This window comes from Pseudarthrobacter sp. 10T415 (assembly GCF_056394175.1).
In genome coordinates this window covers 13,570-31,326 of record NZ_JBFTHJ010000009.1, presented here as the reverse complement: position 1 = coordinate 31,326, position 17,757 = coordinate 13,570, and the positions used below count along the sequence as shown (strand labels likewise).

17 protein-coding genes and 1 pseudogene are annotated in these 17,757 nt (G+C 67.2%); 11 read left to right on the top strand and 7 right to left on the bottom strand.

What is annotated here, in order from left to right:
* Positions 1 to 16 precede the first annotated feature (16 nt).
* The 5 genes from AC1DBN_RS12970 to AC1DBN_RS12950 form a co-directional block, all read right to left on the bottom strand.
* Positions 17 to 1,720, bottom strand: a complete 1,704-nt coding sequence (locus AC1DBN_RS12970; RefSeq protein WP_477723384.1) for an acyltransferase — start codon at positions 1,718 to 1,720, stop codon at positions 17 to 19.
* Positions 1,717 to 2,688 carry a sugar phosphate isomerase/epimerase family protein gene (locus AC1DBN_RS12965; protein WP_477723383.1) on the bottom strand — a complete coding sequence of 324 codons (972 nt, stop codon included), beginning with the start codon at positions 2,686 to 2,688 and terminating at the stop codon, positions 1,717 to 1,719. Before AC1DBN_RS12965 ends, AC1DBN_RS12970 begins: the two co-directional genes overlap by 4 nt.
* Before the next feature lie 119 nt (positions 2,689 to 2,807).
* Entirely contained in the window at positions 2,808 to 4,103 is a 1,296-nt protein-coding gene (locus AC1DBN_RS12960; protein WP_477723382.1) for a BNR-4 repeat-containing protein, read from the bottom strand.
* Positions 4,104 to 4,245: 142 nt separating this feature from the next.
* Positions 4,246 to 4,545, bottom strand: a complete 300-nt coding sequence (locus AC1DBN_RS12955; protein ID WP_056082606.1) for a DUF4193 domain-containing protein — start codon at positions 4,543 to 4,545, stop codon at positions 4,246 to 4,248.
* A gap of 166 nt (positions 4,546 to 4,711) precedes the next feature.
* Positions 4,712 to 5,284 (bottom strand): hypothetical protein, encoded by a 573-nt coding sequence (locus tag AC1DBN_RS12950; protein WP_477723381.1) that lies wholly within the window; start codon positions 5,282 to 5,284, stop codon positions 4,712 to 4,714.
* Positions 5,285 to 5,608: 324 nt separating this feature from the next.
* Here AC1DBN_RS12950 and AC1DBN_RS12945 point away from each other — a divergent pair, with 324 nt between their 5' ends.
* A complete protein-coding gene (locus tag AC1DBN_RS12945; protein WP_477723380.1) occupies positions 5,609 to 6,817 on the top strand; it encodes an aspartate transaminase in 1,209 nt (402 codons plus the stop codon).
* Positions 6,818 to 6,880: 63 nt separating this feature from the next.
* On the top strand, positions 6,881 to 7,576 hold the full coding sequence (locus AC1DBN_RS12940; RefSeq protein ID WP_091717628.1) for a 4-carboxy-4-hydroxy-2-oxoadipate aldolase/oxaloacetate decarboxylase: 696 nt from the start codon (positions 6,881 to 6,883) through the stop codon (positions 7,574 to 7,576).
* Positions 7,577 to 7,637: 61 nt separating this feature from the next.
* Here AC1DBN_RS12940 and AC1DBN_RS12935 read toward each other — a convergent pair whose 3' ends face one another.
* Positions 7,638 to 7,880, bottom strand: a complete 243-nt coding sequence (locus AC1DBN_RS12935) for a hypothetical protein (RefSeq protein ID WP_426765292.1) — start codon at positions 7,878 to 7,880, stop codon at positions 7,638 to 7,640.
* A gap of 132 nt (positions 7,881 to 8,012) precedes the next feature.
* Positions 8,013 to 8,966 (bottom strand): nitrogen assimilation transcriptional regulator NAC, encoded by a 954-nt coding sequence (nac, locus tag AC1DBN_RS12930; protein ID WP_477723379.1) that lies wholly within the window; start codon positions 8,964 to 8,966, stop codon positions 8,013 to 8,015.
* 400 nt (positions 8,967 to 9,366) lie between these two features.
* On the opposite strand from nac, the gene AC1DBN_RS12925 reads away from it, so the two are divergent.
* From AC1DBN_RS12925 to AC1DBN_RS12885, 9 genes and pseudogenes are all read left to right on the top strand, one after another.
* Entirely contained in the window at positions 9,367 to 10,152 is a 786-nt protein-coding gene (locus AC1DBN_RS12925; protein ID WP_477723378.1) for a LamB/YcsF family protein, read from the top strand.
* Between the two features lie 2 nt (positions 10,153 to 10,154).
* Complete coding sequence (locus tag AC1DBN_RS12920; RefSeq protein ID WP_091717644.1) at positions 10,155 to 10,886, top strand: 5-oxoprolinase subunit B family protein; 732 nt, start codon at positions 10,155 to 10,157, stop codon at positions 10,884 to 10,886.
* Positions 10,883 to 11,896, top strand: coding sequence for a 5-oxoprolinase subunit C family protein (locus AC1DBN_RS12915; RefSeq protein ID WP_314216006.1), 1,014 nt, complete (start codon positions 10,883 to 10,885; stop codon positions 11,894 to 11,896). The genes AC1DBN_RS12920 and AC1DBN_RS12915 overlap by 4 nt, the downstream gene beginning before the upstream one ends.
* A 41-nt stretch (positions 11,897 to 11,937) precedes the next feature.
* The gene (locus AC1DBN_RS12910; protein ID WP_091723784.1) at positions 11,938 to 13,278 is read left to right on the top strand and encodes an MFS transporter; all 1,341 of its coding nucleotides are present in this window, start codon (positions 11,938 to 11,940) and stop codon (positions 13,276 to 13,278) included.
* Positions 13,279 to 13,360: 82 nt separating this feature from the next.
* Entirely contained in the window at positions 13,361 to 14,116 is a 756-nt protein-coding gene (locus AC1DBN_RS12905) for an SDR family oxidoreductase (RefSeq protein ID WP_091717648.1), read from the top strand.
* A gap of 73 nt (positions 14,117 to 14,189) precedes the next feature.
* Positions 14,190 to 15,176 carry a 2-hydroxyacid dehydrogenase gene (locus AC1DBN_RS12900; RefSeq protein WP_477723377.1) on the top strand — a complete coding sequence of 329 codons (987 nt, stop codon included), beginning with the start codon at positions 14,190 to 14,192 and terminating at the stop codon, positions 15,174 to 15,176.
* Entirely contained in the window at positions 15,173 to 15,943 is a 771-nt protein-coding gene (locus AC1DBN_RS12895; RefSeq protein WP_091717651.1) for an SDR family oxidoreductase, read from the top strand. Before AC1DBN_RS12900 ends, AC1DBN_RS12895 begins: the two co-directional genes overlap by 4 nt.
* Entirely contained in the window at positions 15,943 to 17,049 is a 1,107-nt protein-coding gene (locus tag AC1DBN_RS12890) for an L-idonate 5-dehydrogenase (protein WP_477723376.1), read from the top strand. Before AC1DBN_RS12895 ends, AC1DBN_RS12890 begins: the two co-directional genes overlap by 1 nt.
* A gap of 26 nt (positions 17,050 to 17,075) precedes the next feature.
* Positions 17,076 to 17,662, top strand: a pseudogene (locus AC1DBN_RS12885) (gluconokinase).
* Positions 17,663 to 17,757: the final 95 nt, after the last annotated feature.

Sequence of the window (17,757 nt, the reverse complement as noted above, 5' to 3'; positions counted from 1 at the left end):
CCGCTGCGGCCGGCCGCTACAGCGTGGGAAGCAGGAAGGCCGGCTCCGGCCTGTGCACGCCGCGGGGGCGGTAGCCCAGGGCCTCCGAATGTCCCAGCAGGTCCGCCAGGTACCAGATGATGCTGAGCCACATTTCGGTGCCCTGCAGGCCGGGGAGGTTCTGCTGGCCGCTTTCGGGTGCCGCGCTGAAGGCCATGCCCCGCCCCGGCTGCCACTGGCCCAGGGCATGGTCCAGTTGCGTTGCGGCCCAGGCCTTGATGTCCGCCTCCCGGTGCGTCACCTGTTTCCGTGCGAGCCAGAGGGGATGGACCACGTCGAGCACGTTGCAGGCGTTCTGCCGGCCGTCTGCGAAATACCGGGGATCAGCTCCGTGCTCCAGGACGGTGTCGATCAGTTGTTCCGGGTGGGGGACCGGCAGTCCGAACTGGGCGAAGGTGCCGCGGGTGAGCCGGTAGTAGCCGTTGACCACCTTGAGGCGGGTATCGGCGGAAGGGGTTCCCCAGGTTCCCGCGGCGCTGTTGACCCGGGTCAGGAGCCAGCCGAACAGGGCCTCAAGGGTGCCGGTGCTCAAGGGGTTTGCGTCCGCAGCATGGGCCAGGTTCCAATACTCCGCGGTTCCCCACGCGTCCACCCAAGCGCCGGATTCCCAGGCTTCCTTCCGCCACGGCAGCGCGTTCAGCCGGGCTGCCAGATCCGCAGGCCCGGTCCCGGCCACCGCGTGGATGGGGTGCTTGAATCCGCTTCCCAGCAGATCGAGGGCGTACCCCACGGAGAGCACGTGATACGTGGCCGCCCCGTGCCCGAAAGCCAGTTCTTCTCCGGCGTCCGGCAGCCCGTCCGGGCCGTACTCGGGCACCAGGCCCGTCCGCGGATCCTGCAGGGACCGGAGCCGGTCCGCGTGTGCGTCCCTGCTGAGCTGCGGGGGAGTGGTGCGGAGGAGGAGATCCGCGATTTCGACCGCGTCGCAGTGGGCCCGGACCGTTGCCGCCGCACCCGGACGGTCCACGTAGCGGCCTTCGCCGAAGCCGCCGGTGCCGGACGCCTCCTGCTGCCACGAGCGGGCGATGATCTCCGGGGCGTCCGCGCGGGCCGTTCCGGCGAAGGACGCAAGCCGTTCACGCAGGATCCCATCGCCGCCGCCGGCAGGCCTGCGGGGAGTCCGCCTGTCGCGGATAAACCGTGCCGGATTGCCGCCCACCACCGCCCAGTCGGGCACGTCCTTGGTGACCACGGCACCGGCGGCGAGGACCGCGTGGGAACCCACCGTGACGCCGTCGAGCACCACCGCGTTGGAACCGATCCAGACGTCATCGCCGAAGACGATGCCCTTGCTGGTGAGCGGCTGCCGGAACACCGGTGCGGACGGTTCCATGGAGTGGTTGAACCCGAGAATGGAGGTGTGCGCGCCGATGCGGACGCCGTCGCCCATGCTGACGGTGCCGCGCACCACGGTGAAGGCGTTCACGGTGCAGTTGCTGCCGATCCGAAGGTCCCCGGTGAGGTACGCGTGGGCGGCGATGAGCGATTCGTCGCCCAGGGCCAGGTTGTCCGGGTCCACCATGGCCAGCGCGGAAACGTAGGCCCCCTCGCCGATGGTAATGCCGTCCTTGCCGGCCAGGGTCCGCTGCCGTTCCAGCTGCGCCTCACGCTGCGCGGGGGAGGCGTTGTCCCGGAAGGTCCAGGGGGAGTAATCGAAATTGAGGTCTGGCTGGGCGTTCACGGTGTCTCCACAACGGTTTCTTGGGCTGAAACGGGCGGCTCGCCGGGGCTCACGGCCGGCAGGTCAGGCGCCGGCTGCCCAACCGCCGCCTGCTCAACCACTGCTGGTCTGTCCGGCCAGTGGCGCAGGTACCATGCCCTGGTGGATGCGATGGCGGCGTCCAGCCGGACGGCATCGGGGTGCCATGCCTTCTCCCATTCCAGGCACAGCAGCCCGGTGTAGCCGCGGTCCTTGAGGAGCTGCGCAAAACCGTCCACCGGGAGGGTCCCATCTCCGATCGTCACCGGCGTCCGGCTCTCCGGCAGCCCGGCGTCCTTGACCTGGACGCTGCCCAGGCCGTTGGTGAGCCAGGGCGCCAGGATGTTCCACGTATCCTCGAGGCTTTCGCCCACGCGCCAGGGGTGCATCAGGTCCCACACCGCACCCACCCTTCCCTCCACCTGGCCCAGGATGGCGGCAATGTCTTCTCCACGGGGGTGGGAGTCGTGGGTTTCCAGCGCAGGGAACACGTCCAGTTCTTCGGCAACGCGGCCGACGGCGGTGAGTCGCCCGGCGGCGAGGGCGTTGACTTCGTTGCGGGCCGTCGTCGTCACGGGAACCTGCTGGTACTCGGCGGGCTCCGTGGGGGCGCCGGGAAAGACCCGGACTGTGGGCGCTCCGAGGTCCGCGGCCAGGAACAGCGCGGCCTCCAGGGCGCCCACCACGAGTTCGTCCGGCACCGCATCTGCCATGCGGATGTAGCTGGCCAGCCCCGTGATGGCCACGCCGGCGTCCGCCACCTCCGAGCGGAGGCGGGCACGGTCCTGCCGGGTCATCGCCGGTGCTGCGATCTGGCCCGGCGCAAGCCGCAGTTCAACGCCTGCCACGCCGTGTTCGGCCAGCCAGCCCAGAACGGTGCCGAGCCCTTCGCCGGGGGCGCCCAGGGTGGAAACTGTCAGGACCGGGCGGCCCTCTGGAAGGTAGTGCAAGGGTCTCCCCGGTCTGTAAGGAATATCGTTTCAACCATTCTTTGCGGGCCCTCCTGAACGGTCAACCGATTTATGGCGGTTCGATCACAATCGGTCAGGGGGGGCTGCGGATTCGTCCGTCAGCTCTCGTCCGGGCTGCCCACCCGTCCCACCACCTCGGCGGTGTACGCCTGGGAAGAGGCCATGCTGCCGCGGAACCACAGCACGGCGTGGACCGAGGGATCGCCGGGAACCACCAGGGGGCGGAGGTTGTCGGAGCCGGAGTTTTCGGTCACCGCGCTCCAGCTCCAGCTGGCTCCGCCGTCGGCCGTCCGTCCCCGGTAGATCTCGTAGTGGTCCGTGGCTTCGCCGGTGCCGGGGTGGACTGGCGTGGAAACGTAGACCTGGTCCAGGTTGTTGGGATCCACGGCGCCCAGTCCGGTGTAGTCCTGCTCATGGGGAAGCAGGCCCGGGCCGGCCACGGCCAGCGGGTGCAGGGCCCACTCCGTTCCGTCGAAGCGCGCGTATAGCAGCCGGTGGTCGTCGACGTCGAGCCGTTGCTGGCGCTGGAGCGGCCCGTTCACGTCGTTGGCCCGGCAGCTGATGATTGCCGCCAGCTGGTTGCCCTGCCCCCGCAGGTCTGCCGTCCAGGCGTGGGTGAGGACGTCGCCGTCGATCTCGGTGCCGGCCCGGAAAACGGTGGTGAGGGTGTCCTGGTTGACGCCCGCGGACCCCAGGAGCGGCTTGCTCACCACCCGGCCTTCGGCGTCGTGCAGCGCATTGTCGCGGATAAAACCGTGGTAGATGCTGTTGTTGAAGTCGCGGGGGTGGTGGTCCGTGGTGATGAGGTCGATCCGGTCCACCCCGTTGCCCCAGTAGCGGGTGTAGCCGTTGACGTAACCCACCTTGGCGCGGGTGAAGAGCTTGCCGCCGTAGCTCCAGGTGCTGCCGTCGTCCGCGGACACCAGCATGGTGGGGTCGTCGTTGATGGCGCGGACAAAGTTGTAGACGCGGGACTCGGCGTCCAGCCGGTGCAGGTTGGAGTAGGTGGCACCGCGGCCGCCGGCCAGTTCGGTCCAGTCGAAGACCTGCTCGGGCTCCCATTCGGAGGCGTCATGCGGCCGCACGGATACGCGCCAGCGGGAGTAGTTGTCCGTCTTGTGCCGGGCGTACATGGCCACGTACCTGCCGTCCGGCCGGATCAGCAGCGCCGGGGCGTTGTGGTCATCGGATTCCAGCCGTTCGTGCAGCACGTGGACCTGGCTGTGCCCCGTGGCGGGGTCAAGCACTGAGACCTCGATGTTGCCGCCGCGGTCAGTGCCGCCTGGGCCTTCCGGAGCGGCGACGGAACCCACCAGCAGGGTGTTGTTGGCCGGATCGATGAGGGCGCGTTCGTCCTGGAACCAGCACCATGCCCCGTTGTCATTGATGCGCACTGTGAAAGCCGTTCTGTGTGATTGAAGAAAGGGTGGCGTGCTTCATTCAATCAGGACCGGCGAGCCTTGGAAAGGGCTTTCCGTTATCGGCGGGCCAACCGGTCCGGGCGGAAGCGGCCGTCAGCCGCCTCCGCATGACCGCTCAGGACTCGCATTCCCTGCAGTACTTCTTCCCGTCCTTTTCCCGTGCCAGCTGGCTGCGGTGGTGGACCAGGAAGCAGGACATGCAGGTGAATTCATCCGCCTGGACCGGGACCACCTGGACCTGCAGTTCCTCGTGGGACAGATCGGCTCCGGGGAGCTCGAAGCTGTCCGCAAGGTCCGTCTCGTCCACATCGGGAGCGGCCTCCCGGCGTCCCGGCTTATCGGCCTTCAGCTCCTCGATGGCTACGTTCGGTTCGTCTTCCGGCGTCACCCGGGGAGCGTCGTAATCAACTGCCATTAATGCGTTCTCCTCTCTGGCTGCTGAAATCCGGAATCGCCTGGACAGGTTCTTCCGTCGGGATTGTTCCCGACTGATTCTTCTGGACAGATTCTTCCGAACAGGGCAACAACGCCGGGGCGGGGCCACAATATTCCCATCCGTCCCCGGTGCCGGGCGCAGCCGGTCAGTCCTCCGGCCGGGTGTTCACGCCCCTGGTCATCTTGCGGATTTCGTCGTGCTTCAGGCCGCTCGCGGAGGCGAGTTGGTAATCATCCAGCAGGCGCTGCTTCCTCGCGTCCGCCAGCACCTGGACGCGGTGGCGTTCGACGGCGGCACGCGCCGCTTCGACGGAGGACACCTCGTCCGCGATCCCGGCAATGGTGCGCAACTGGTCCTCGGCGGGCAGGCCCGAGGGGTACAGCCCGTCCCGGCCCAGCCCGATGCCGCGGACCGTGGTGACAGGCACGCCCGCAGCCCGCGCGATGACGGTGACCTTCACGCCGTCGCAGACTGCCTGCGCCACGCGTTCGTTGAGCTCGGAGAACAGGGCACGCAGCCGGCTGGACCGGAGGGAAATCATCCGCCGCTGCTGCTCCAGGAGATCCCGGATCTCGCCAACCCGGGCGGCGGCAGGGTCCGGCTGCGGTGTTCCCCGGTACCTGTATGCACCCCCTGGGGAGCCGCCGGAGTGATTGGCTGCCGCAGTCGCAGTCGCAGCGGCAGCGGCCGTTGGACGGAAGGCATGGTGGGCGGACACGGCCGGCTCCTTGCTGCCAAAAGGCTCCTGGGACGAAAGTAGCGGAGGACAAACCCCAGGCGGACGGCGGAAAGCCGGCGGCCGCCGTCGTACGCCATGACGCGGAGCGCGGGAAGGAGGATGTCCAGCCTGCCACGCTACGCGGCCCCGCCGCCGGGCGGGGAATACCAATTTGGCGTGGTGTTATAGCGGATTCTTCTGGGTGCGGTGTCATAAGGGCCGCTTATCCGTCCACGCACTTTAGGTCTTATCCAAGCGGGGTGTTCCTTCCCTACGCTCGAATGAATCACACTCCGTCCGCAGTGGAAGGCCCCGGAAGAGAACATGCCTGAATTCGTGCCAGCGTCACGCGTCACCCGAATCAATACCTCACCCAGCGTGGCCGCAGCGGCCCGTGTCCGGGAGCTCAAGGCCGAGGGCCGGCGGATCCTGGACCTGACGGTGGGTGAACCGGATTTCGATACCCCCCAGCACATCAAGGACGCCGCCGTCGCCGCCATTGGCCGCGGCGAAACCAAGTACACCTCGGTCACCGGAACGCCCGAACTCCAGCAGGCCATTCTCCAGACGCTCGAGCGCAAGACCGGGCAGCAGTACACGCCCGGCGAGATCACCATCGGCGGCGGCGGCAAGCAGGTCATCTTCACCGCCTTCATGGCCACCCTGGATGCAGGTGACGAAGTGGTCATTCCCGCCCCCTACTGGGTGTCCTACCCGGACATGGTGCTCGCCAACGAGGGCACACCGGTGATCGTCCCCTGCTCCGAGGACACCGGCTTCAAGCTGACTCCGGAGGTGCTGGCAGCCGCCCTCACGGACCGCACCAAGTGGGTCATCCTCAACACGCCGTCCAACCCCACCGGGGCTGTCTACTCCCGTTCCGAACTTGCCGGCCTGGCCGCGGTCCTCAAGGAGCACCCCGCGGTCCATGTCCTCACCGACGAGATCTACGACGAAATCCACTTCGGCGCGGAACCGATCACCAGCCTGGTTGCCGTGGCGCCGGAACTCAAGGACCGCGTGTTGGTCACCAACGGTGTCTCCAAGGCCTACGCCATGACCGGCTGGCGGCTCGGCTACGCCGGCGGGCCGGCGCCCCTGGTGGCAGCCATCAACAAGCTCCAGTCCCAGATGTCCTCCTGCCCGTCGTCCGTCAGCCAGGCGGCCGCCGCCGCGGCACTCACCGGCGACCAGTCCTTCGTCCGCGAAAGCGTGGCCGTGTACCGCGAACGCCGGGACGCGGCAGTTGCCGGGCTCAACGCCATCGAAGGCCTTAAATGCGCGACGCCGGAAGGCGCCTTCTACGCGTACGTCAACTGCGGCGGGGTCATCGGCAAGACCACGCCGGACGGGAAACTTATCGCGAACGACGAGGACTTCACCCTCTACCTGCTGGACGCCGCCTCCGTGGCTGTCATCCAGGGCTCGGCCTACGGCGTGGGCCCCTACTTCCGGATCTCCTACGCCACGGGACTGCCTGTGATCGAGGAATCCATCGCTGCCATCGAAAAAGCGGTCCTGGCGCTCTCCTGAGCCCTACGTTCCGCACCTGCCCGCTGCTACACCTCCCTTTCCAGCCCCTTTAGGAGCCATCCCGTGATCCACGTCAAGACCAAGTTCGACAAGCCCTCCGAGGACGCCATCGAACGACTGTCCAAGTTCTCCTCCGCCACGGTCCACGAAGCCCAGGGGCGCAAGGGTGCGCTGAGCTCGAAGATCAAGCCGATTGACCGCAGCATGTCCTTCTGCGGCCCGGCCGTCACCGTAGTGTGCGCGCCGCGGGACAACCTCATGCTGCAGGTGGCCATCCACTACGCCCGGAAGGGCGACGTTGTGCTGGTGGCGGCCGGTGAATTCGAGGAAGCCGGAACCTTTGGCGACGTGCTGGGCAACGCCATGAAGGCAAAGGGCGTCGCCGCCATGGTCACCGATTCCGGCGTGCGCGACACCAAGGACCTGATCGAGCTCGGCCTGCCCGTGTTCTCCGGCAGCGTCTGCATCAAGGGCACCGTCAAGGAAACCATTGGCCCCATCAACCACCCGCTGGTCTTCGGCGACGAAATTGTCTACCCCGGCGACGTCCTGCTGGGCGACGCCGACGGCGTCGTGGTGGTCCGGAAGGACGAGATCGAGGAAGTCATCGCATTGTCCCAGGCACGCGTTGACGCCGAGGACGAACTCATCCGCCTCTACAAGGAGGGCGGCACCACCATCGAGCTGTGCAAGCTCACGGACGTCCTCAAGGCCAAGGGCCTGCTGGTGGAGGACGCCGAACTCGAACCCGCGCTGTAACCACAAAGCAGGGCCCGGGGTTCCTTTCGGAACTCCGGGCCCTTCTGCTGTGGTGAAACTGTCAGTTCATGCCGGGGAGGAGGTGCGCCGGCGGGCCAACCTGGGTGTCATCCAGGTACCACATGGTGGAGCCACGCTTACCCGGCGGCATCATGCTTCCCTCAAAGACAAAAACAGGGTCCGACGCCGGCCCGTCCTCAGGCCGCCAGAACCCGTTGGTAGGGCAATGCGAGCCGGTGCCCGCCTTGAGCTGGATCCTTCGGTCCGAGGACTTCCGGTATTGCAGGCTGGTGATCTTTTTCATGGCTGGGCTCCAAGGAATCATTTGTGCCGGGTAAACGCCGTTGGCGAACCCTTATGGCTTTTATCCTAGAACGCCCGCAATTCCATGGATAAGACTAATGGAGCGTGACCTGATAAGGCCGCCTTATGATGGCTAATTCGAGGCGGCAGGCTTTTCGGCGGAAATCGGCGGGTATTTGCTGCGGAGCATTTCCTGCAGCATTTCCTTCAGGACCAGCAGCACGGCGGACCCGGCCTCGGACAGCGGCTCATGGTCCGGGGTGCACAGGGCGATCTTGCATTGCAGTGCCGGATCCACGATCCGCAGGACCCGGAAGTCCTCCTCATGGAACAGGGCGTCCGCCGCCGACTTCGGCAGGATGGTGGCCCCCAGGTCGCTGCGCAGCAGCCGGGTGAGCGATGGAACCGATTCCACTTCGCCCACCAGCCGGAGCGTGAGCCCCTTGCCCTCGATGCCGGCCTGCACCACCTGCCGCAGCGTGTGGATCTGCTCCGGCAGGAAGAGGCCCAGCGTGGCGGCCTGCTCCAGGGCGATGGTGTCCGCCTCCGGCCCCACCGGGAGCTCGCGGCCACCGTTGACGATCAGGTACAGGTCCTCGACGATCAGGGTGGTGAACTGCACGCCCCGGATGGGCCCGGGCTCGTAAATCAGGGCCATGTCCAGCCGGCCGTTCTTGATGGCCTCGCTAAGTACACCGCCGTAAATCTCCGTCAGGTGCAGCACGATATCCGGGTAGCGCCGGTTCACTTCGCTGATGATCCGCGGCGTCAGGCTGGACGCCATGCTGTAAGGGGCGATCGCGATGGAAACCCGGCCGGACGGCGCAGCGCCGGATGCCGCCACATCCAGCCGTGCCTGCTCCACCAGCCTCAGGATGGTCTGGGAGTGGCGGTAGAGGGTGTGGCCCGCGGCGGTGGGCTCCACTCCCTGCTTGCTCCGGATCAGGAGCCGCTGCTTCAGCTCGGTTTCCAGGGATGAAACCTGCTGGCTCAGGGCCGGCTGGGCGACATGGAGGGCGGCGGCTGCCTTGGTGATGCTGCCGGAATCGACGATCTTCACGAAGTACGCCAGCTTGCGGGTGTCCATAGCGTTCCTCTTTCCGGCGGGGACGGCACAGTGCTGCAGGGGGTCATACGTTGGCGCTATGGCGGGACAGGCATTACGTCTTTGTGTGATCCCGGCCTCAGGCATAGGTTAATTGCAGATGACTTCCCAATGACCAGAACATTCTATCCCCGCTCCGGTCATAGCGGCTTCCGATGACGGCATATGCATTTTGCATAAACCGCAGAGGCATCATTTGGCCGCATTGTTTTTACATTTCCGAAACACGCCATAAGTACATTTCCAGGTGTCGGCCACAACGCCGCAAGCGGGGGTCATAACCGTCCCCTATCCCGTGATACCGATTACGTCTTTGTGTGAGTCAAGTCTCCGGTGTCACACTTTTTTACATCCCCGAACATGCAGCAGAGGAAGGCCCGCAATGCCCACAGTTGATCTCGTAGCGGATCTTGGTGAAGGTTTTGGTGCCTACTCGATCGGCGACGACAAGGCCCTCCTGGATATCGTGTCCAGCGCCAACATCGCCTGCGGATTCCACGCCGGCGATCCGGACATCATGAACGCCACCGTTGCCGAATGCGTCCGCAAGGGAGTGGGCATCGGTGCCCACCCGAGCTTCCCGGACCTCCGCGGCTTCGGCCGCCGCGCCATGGACCTCACCGCGGACGAGGTCCGCAACGACGTCGTGTACCAGCTCGGCGCCCTCACCGCTTTCGCCGCCTACCACGGCGGATCCGTCTCTCACCTGGCACCGCACGGACGCCTCGGCAACCTCGTAGCCACCCGCGCCGACTACGCAGAGGCCGTGGCCGACGCCGCAGCCCGCGTGGACCCCCGCCTGATCGTGCTCGCCCAGGACGGCGAACTGGCCACCGCCGCAGCTGACCGTGGCCTGCAGGTAGCCATCGTGGGCATCGCCGACCGCGCCTACCAGGAGGACGGCATCCTGGTTCCCCGCAGCCAGCCCGGCGCCGTCATCCACGACCCCGCAGCCATCGTCGAACGGACGGTCCGGATGGTCTGCGAAGGCCTGATCACCACGGCGACCGGCAGGGACCTCGCCATCCAGGCAGACACCATCCTGCTGCACGGGGACAACCCCGGCGCCGTCGAACTGGCCCGCCTGATCCGCAGCGAACTGATCGCCGCCGGCGTCACCGTGGCCCCGCTGGCGCAGGTGCTCGCCGCGAAGCAGAAGGTTTCCTGACCATGCCGGCCCCAACCATCGCCGCCCCCGCGGCACTGGAAATCCACGAGTCGGGTGACGCTGCCCTCCGGGTGGTGGCAACTTCCGGCAACGCCGAGGCCGACTGGGCCACCGTCCACTCCCTGGCAGAGTGGCTGGCGGCGGCCGGCGTGGACGGCGTCCACGGCGCCGTGCCAACCTACGACTCCGTACTGGTGGAATTCGATCCCTACCTCACCTCCGCGCGGCAGGTCCGGGCCTTCGTGCTCCTCGCCATGCGCCAGCTGGACTTCACCGGCGCCACCGTCCGCGAACCCCGCCGCTTCGAAGTGCCGGTGGTGTACGGCGGCAGCTACGGACCGGACCTGGACCGCGTGGCAGCACAGCAGGGCCTGGACGCCGCTGACGTCATTGCCCGGCACACCGAAAAGACCTACGTCATCCGCTGCCTGGGAGCACCCGCGGGCTCTCCCATGATGGACGGGCCGGACTTCCCGTTCCCCGTCCCGAGGCTCAAGGATCCACGGCTCTCCGTCCCGGCAGGGGCAGTCTCCGTGGCCGGACGCCAGGCAGTGATTGCCCCGGCCACGGCACCCGGTGGCTGGTGTGTCATCGGCCAGACGCCGCTGACCGTCCTCGACGCCACCCGTGAACCGCTGGTGCCCTACGTTCCGGGCGACGAACTGCGCTTCTACGCCATCCCGGAAGGGGATTTCGAAAGCCTCGCCGGCCAGTTCCTGGAGGCGCGGCCATGACCGGATCCCTCGTCATCCTGCAGCCCGGGCACTCCGTGGTCACCGACCTCGGCCGCACCAAGGGCCCTGGCTTTGGCCTCCCGGTCAACGGCGCCCTGGACCAGTTCTCGGCCAAGGCCGCCAACATCCTGGCCGGGAACACGGACAACGAACCGCTGCTGGAACTCACCGCACTGGATTTTCGGATGCGCGCCACCACGGACCTGCTGATCGCCGTCACCGGCGCACCGCTGGACCTCACCGTGGGCGGCCGCGACTGCCCGCAGTGGGAGCCGGTCTCGGTCCGGGCCGGCGAAACAGTGGCAGTCCGTGGAATCCGTACCGGGCTCCGGGCCTACATCGCCGTCCACGGATCGTTCACGGTGCCCACCCTGCTGGGCAGCTGCGCCCCGGACACGGTGGTGGGCTTCGGCCTCAAACTCATTGAGGGAACCGAACTCGCCACGCAAAAGAGCACCGCCCCCATCACCCAGCCGCATTACGGCCTGCCCCTGTTCCGGCTGGGCCTGACCAAACCGGACTTCACCACCCACCCGGTCATCGACGTCACCGACGGTCCGGATGTGGCGGAGTTCGGCGACACCGCAGACCTGCTTTTCACCTCGCAGTACACCGTCAGCCCCAGGAGCAACCACATCGGCCTCCGGCTCGGCGGCGCACTGCCCGAACGCCAGCTCACCTCCGAAGTACTGTCCCGCGGCGTCCCGGTGGGGGCCATCGAGGTCCCGTCCCGGGAGGAACTGCTGGTCCTGCACCGGGGACGCGGCGTGACGGCAGGTTATCCGGTCCTGGCAGTGGTCACCAGCCGCTCCCTGGACGCCCTGGCGCAGGCCAGGCCCGGACACACCATCACCTTTCGAAAGACAACCGTTGCTGATGCAACGGCCACCCACAGGGCAGCCTGCCTGGAACTGGACAGGCTGCGGAGCACCATCCAAACGGTCTTCGGACTCCTCGGCATCGGAGCCGGCGAGCGCTGGCACGAACTCAGCCCAGCGTCAGGAAGCTGAATCCCGTGAATGCTTTTCCCAAACCCACAAAGGAAAACAAGATGTCAACATCAACGAATGCGGTAGCACCGCAGCATGACCGTCTGACTGCGAAGCAGACACGCAAGGTTGTCACCGCCGGATGCGTGGGCATCTTCGTGGAACTGTATGACAACGGCATTTTTGCCTTCATGGCCGGCACCCTGGCCCTGGTCTTCCTGGCTCCGGGCAACCCGGACAACGCCCTGCTGTTCGTCTTCGCGGGCTACGCGGTGTCCTTCTTCGTCCGGCCCCTCGGCGCCATCGTCTGCGGCTACCTGGGTGACCGGATCGGCAGGCAGAAACTGCTGGTCTTCGTCATCATGCTGATCAGCATTGCCACCGCCGGCATCGGCCTGCTGCCGCCGTATGCAGCCATCGGAATTGCCGCGCCCATCCTGCTGGTCCTCCTCCGCCTGGTCCAGGGCTTCTCCGTGGGCGGCGAAGCTGCCGGCGCCATGACCTTCCTCGCCGAGCACGCCCCTGAGGGTAAGCGCGGCGTGATCACCTCCTACGCCCAGATCGCCTCCTTCGCAGCACTGCTGACCGGCACCATGGTTGCGTTCTCCATGTCCCCTTGGCTCACCCAGGCAGCCATCGAGGGCGGCGGCTTCGGTTCCTTCGCATGGCGTATTCCGTTCCTGGTGGCCATCCCCATGGGCATCATCGGCTGGTACATCCGCAAGGCCATCAGCGACACCCCCAATTTCCAGAAGCTGAAGGAAGAGGGCGGCCTTTCCAAGAACCCGCTCAAGGAAGCCCTGGCCAGCCCGGTGCACCGCCGCGCCATGCTCCTGGCGCTGTTCATTCCGCTGATGAACGGTTCCGGCTACTACGTCCTGTTCTCCTACATGCCCACGTTCCTCAAGGGCAAGCAGCTGAACTTCACCATCGGTGAGGCGCTGCTGGTCACCGCCTGCAGCCTGGTGGTCATCTGCATCGCCATCCCGTTCATGGGTGCCCTCTCCGACCGTTTGGGCCGCAAGAAGGTCATTGCCGGTTCGGCTATCGCCATGGCCGTCCTGGGCATCCCGTCCTACGCCCTGATCGCCACCGGCCAGATGGGCCTGGCCATCCTCGGTGCCTGCATCATGGCGGTCGTCTTCGCGGGCCACACGGCAGTCATCCACATCCTGCTCGTGGAACTGTTCCCCACCCGCGTCCGCTACTCCGCCTACGGCGTGGGCTACAACATCTCCTCGGCACTCTTCGGCGGAACCGCTCCGCTGCTGATGACCTGGCTGATCGCGGAAACCAACAACATCTACATGCCCGCCTTCTACGCAGTCATCACGGCACTCGGCACCCTCGCGGCGGTCAGCACCGTCAAGGACCGTGCCCACGAACCGCTGCGGGATGCGTAAGCACCCCTGACCCACAGGCTCCTGCGTCCGGCCCCGCTGCCGGGCGCAGGAGCACTCCCATTCCCCACACCTGGAGAACCACATGTCTTTTTCTGACTACACCACCGCCCTCGTCACCGGAGCCTCCACCGGCATGGGCGCCGCCATCACCGAACGCCTCACCAAGCGCGGCCTCACCGTCCACGCAGTGGCCCGCAATGAAGAACGCCTCGCTGAACTGGCGGACCGGACCGGAGCAGTCCCGCACGTGGTGGACCTGACCGACACAGCCGCTTTGGCCGCCGTCGTCCGCGAACTGAACGTGGACGTCCTGGTCAACTGCGCCGGCGTCTCCCGCCCGGGCAACATCCTGGACTCCTCCGAAGAGGACATCGATGAACTGGTGGACGTCAACCTCCGCGGGCTGCTGCAGCTGACCCGGCTGGTCCTGCCGGGCATGGTGGAGCGCGACCTCGGCCACATCGTCAACATCAGCTCGATCGCCGGAACCTACAATTTCTACGGCCACACGGTCTACCACGCCACCAAGGCCGCCGTGCACCAGATCTCCCGCCAGCTCCGCAACGACACCGTGGGCAAGCGCATCCGGGTCACCGAAATCTGCCCCGGCCGCGTGGAAACCGAGATCTTCGGCCGGAACATGGGCGGCAGTCCCGAAGCCATGGAAGAAGCCTGGAAGACGTACTACGAGGGTTACGAGTCGCTGACCACTGACGACATTGTTAATGCGCTTGATTACGCCATCGAAACCCCGCGCCACGTGAATGTTGGCATGCTTGAACTCATGCCCACGTTCCAGGTTCCCGGCGGCCTCACCTTTGACCGCCGCGAGGACTGACGAACAGCCACTCCGCACTGCCCGGGACCCGGGCAGCCGAATATCCAGCCCGCCAACCCGATAGGCCGCACCGATGCAGTTGATACGTACCGTCAGTTTCCCCGAACCCCAGCTCCTGGCTGACCTTTCCCCGCTTCCCGAAGGACTCAGGGGCGTGGTGTGGGACATGCAGGGCGAACCCGACGCGGCCCACGGCAGCATTGACGGCGTCATCCTTCCGTACATCAACGCCGGGGCCGTCCTGGGGAACCTGGACAAGGTGCAGGACCTGAAGTTCGTGCAGACCCAGTCCACCGGGTTCGACGGCGTCCGCGAGGCAGCAGGGCCCGGCGCCGCGGTGGCAAACGCCTCGGGTGTACACGCCGCTGCCACGGCGGAACTGGCGGTGGGCCTCATCCTCGCCAAGCTGCGCGGCATCGACCAGGCCGTCCGCGACCAGCAGGCCGAAAACTGGGCACCGCAGCGCCGCCAGTCCCTGGCGGACCGGCGCGTCCTGCTGCTGGGCATCGGCGGCATCGGCCAGGAACTGGCCCGCCGGCTGCAACCCTTCGAGGTCACCGTCACGCGCGTGGGCAGCACGGCCCGCACGGACGAGCACGGCCAGGTCCATTCCTCCACTGACCTGGAATCGCTCGCCCGGGACCACGACATCCTGGTGTCGGTCCTCCCGCTGGACGACCACACCCACCACCTGGTCAACGCACGGGTCCTGGCCGCCCTGCCCGACGGCGCCCTGGTGGTCAACGTGGGCCGCGGCCCCGTCATCGACACTGACGCGCTCACCGCCGAGGTTGTTTCCGGCCGGCTGCAGTGCGCCCTGGACGTGGTGGACCCCGAGCCGCTGCCGCAGGGCCACCCGCTGTGGTCCACGGACAACGCCCTCATCACCCCGCACGTGGGCGGCAACGCCTCGGCGTTCGAACCCAGGATCCTCAAGCTCCTGAAGCGCCAGCTCGAAGCGCTCGCCTCCGGCGAAACCCCTGCGAACCTCGTGCAGCAGGGGCCGTTCCAGCAGGTCCCTTCCCAGCCGGGCTCTTCCAAGCAGGGAGCGTCCGCGTGAGCGCACTGTTCGACCTGACCGGCCGCGTTGCCCTGGTCACCGGCTCCAGCCGCGGCATCGGTTCCTCACTCGCCCGGGCACTGGCCGACGCCGGTGCCACAGTGGTGCTCAACGGCGTCAACCCGGAGCGGCTCAAGGAAGCCGAAACGGCGCTCGCCGCCGACTTCCCGCCCGGGCGCATCACCAGCATCGCCTTCGACGTCACCGACGGCGACGCCGCCGCCCGCAGCATCGCCTGGATCGAGGAGAACGTGGGCCCGCTGGACATCCTGGTCAACAACGCCGGCATCCAGCACCGAGTGCCCATGCTGGACCTGGACGTTGCCGACTGGGAGCGGGTGATCTCCACCGACCTCACCAGCGCGTTCCTGGTGGGCCGGGAAGCGGCACGGCACATGATCCCGCGCGGCCGCGGCAAGATCGTTAACATCTGCTCGGTCCAGACAGATCTCGCCCGGCCCACCATCGCCCCGTACGTGGCGGCAAAAGGCGGCCTGCGGAACCTGACCCGCGCCATGACGGCGGAGTGGGCCGCCTCCGGACTGCAGATTAACGGCATCGCCCCCGGGTACATCCACACGGAGATGACGCAGAACCTGGTGGACGATGAGCAGTTCAACTCTTGGATCCTGGGCCGCACACCGGCCCACCGCTGGGGCACCCCGCAGGACCTCGCAGGACCGGTGGTCTGGCTTGCCTCCAGCGGATCCGACTTCGTGAACGGCCAAACAATCTTTATCGACGGTGGAATGACGGTGGTGGTCTGATGCCAGGGAACACTTTCCAGGACACTGCGGCTGAAAAGCTGCCCGCCTCCGGCCCGGCCCTGGTGGCCCACGCCGCGGGCGACCTGCGCATCGATGACGTGCCGCTGGCCGACCCGGCCGAAGACCAGGCCGTGGTGGAGGTGCTGTACGGTGGCATCTGCGGCTCGGACCTCCACTACTGGCTGCACGGCGCGGCGGGGGAGTCCATCCTGAAGGACCCGCTGGTCCTGGGCCACGAGATTTCCGGCGTGGTGGTCCGCGCCGCGGCCAACGGTGAAGGACCGCAGAAGGGGACCGCCGTCGCCGTCCACCCGGCCACCCCCGGACCCGGCGCGGCGAAGTACCCTGCCGACCGGCCCAACCTCTCGCCCGGCTGCACCTACCTGGGCAGTGCGGCCCGCTACCCGCACACGGACGGCGCGTTCAGCCGCTACGTCAACCTTCCCGTGCGGATGCTGCGGCCCCTGCCCGAGGGTATCGACCTGCGCACGGCAGCCCTGATCGAACCCGCGTCCGTCGCCTGGCACGCCGTGTCCCGGGCCGGAGATGTCCGCGGCAAGACGGCCCTGGTGATCGGCTCCGGACCCATCGGCGCGCTGGCCGTCGCCGTGCTCAAGCGGGCCGGCGCCGCGCACATCACCGCGGTGGACCTGCACCCCAAACCGCTGGAGATTGCCACCGCCGCCGGCGCGGACCAGGTCATCAACGCCGCGGACACGGCTGCCATTGAGGCCGTCGAAGCGGACGTGGTGATCGAGTCCTCCGGCAACCACCACGGCCTCGCCTCGGCCATCCGCGGCGCGGTCCGCGGCGGCACCGTGGTGATGGTGGGGCTGCTGCCAACCGGGATGCAGCCGGTCCCCATCTCGCTGGCTATCACCCGCGAGCTGGATTTGAAGGGCTCATTCCGCTTCAACGACGAGATCGACGAGGTCATCGCCGCGCTGGCCGACGGCAGCCTGCACATCGAGCCCGTCATCACCCACGAGTTCCCGCTGTCCGAGGCCCTGCATGCGTTCGAGGTCGCCAAGGACTCCACCAGCTCCGGCAAGGTCCTGCTGAGCTTCAACGGCGGCGGTTCCGCGCAGGCGGCAGGCGGGCAGTGACCACGCCGGTTCCGCCGCTGGTGGTGATGGGTGTGTCCGGGTGCGGCAAGTCGACAGTGGGTGCCCTGCTGGCCGGGCGCCTCGGCGTCACCTTCCTGGACGGCGATGATTACCACCCCGCCGCCAACAAGGAGAAGATGGCCGCGGGCATCCCGCTCACTGACGCCGACAGGGGGCCCTGGCTCGCCCGCATCGGCCAGTTGCTGGCCGGGCAGGATCTTGCAGGGACGGATCTGGCTGCGCAGGATCTTGCAGAGACGGGACCCGCAGGGCATGGCGCCAGGACCACGGGAAACCACGACGGCGGCACACCGGTTGCACCCATCGTCGCCTGTTCCGCGCTGAAGCGCAGCTACCGGGACCTTCTGCGGGCGGCCGCACCGGACGTCGTTTTCGTGCACCTCTCCGGCAGCGTGCAACCATCGCCGCGCGCATGGAAGCCCGGGCCCACGAGTTCATGCCCCGCACCCTGCTCGAGTCGCAGCTGGCAACTCTTGAAGCCCTTGAACCTGATGAGGCGCATGTCGTCGGCGATATCACGCTGGACCCCGGCGCCCTCGTGGACGCTGTGGTGCTCCAGCTGCGGTCACGCGCGGGCTCGGTCGCGGCATAGCCAGCGGATCTGGTGCAACCCCTCCTTGGGTATGTAGACTGGTCTACCTACCCAAGGAGCCGCACCATGCCCGCCGACGCATCAGCCCCCTCCGC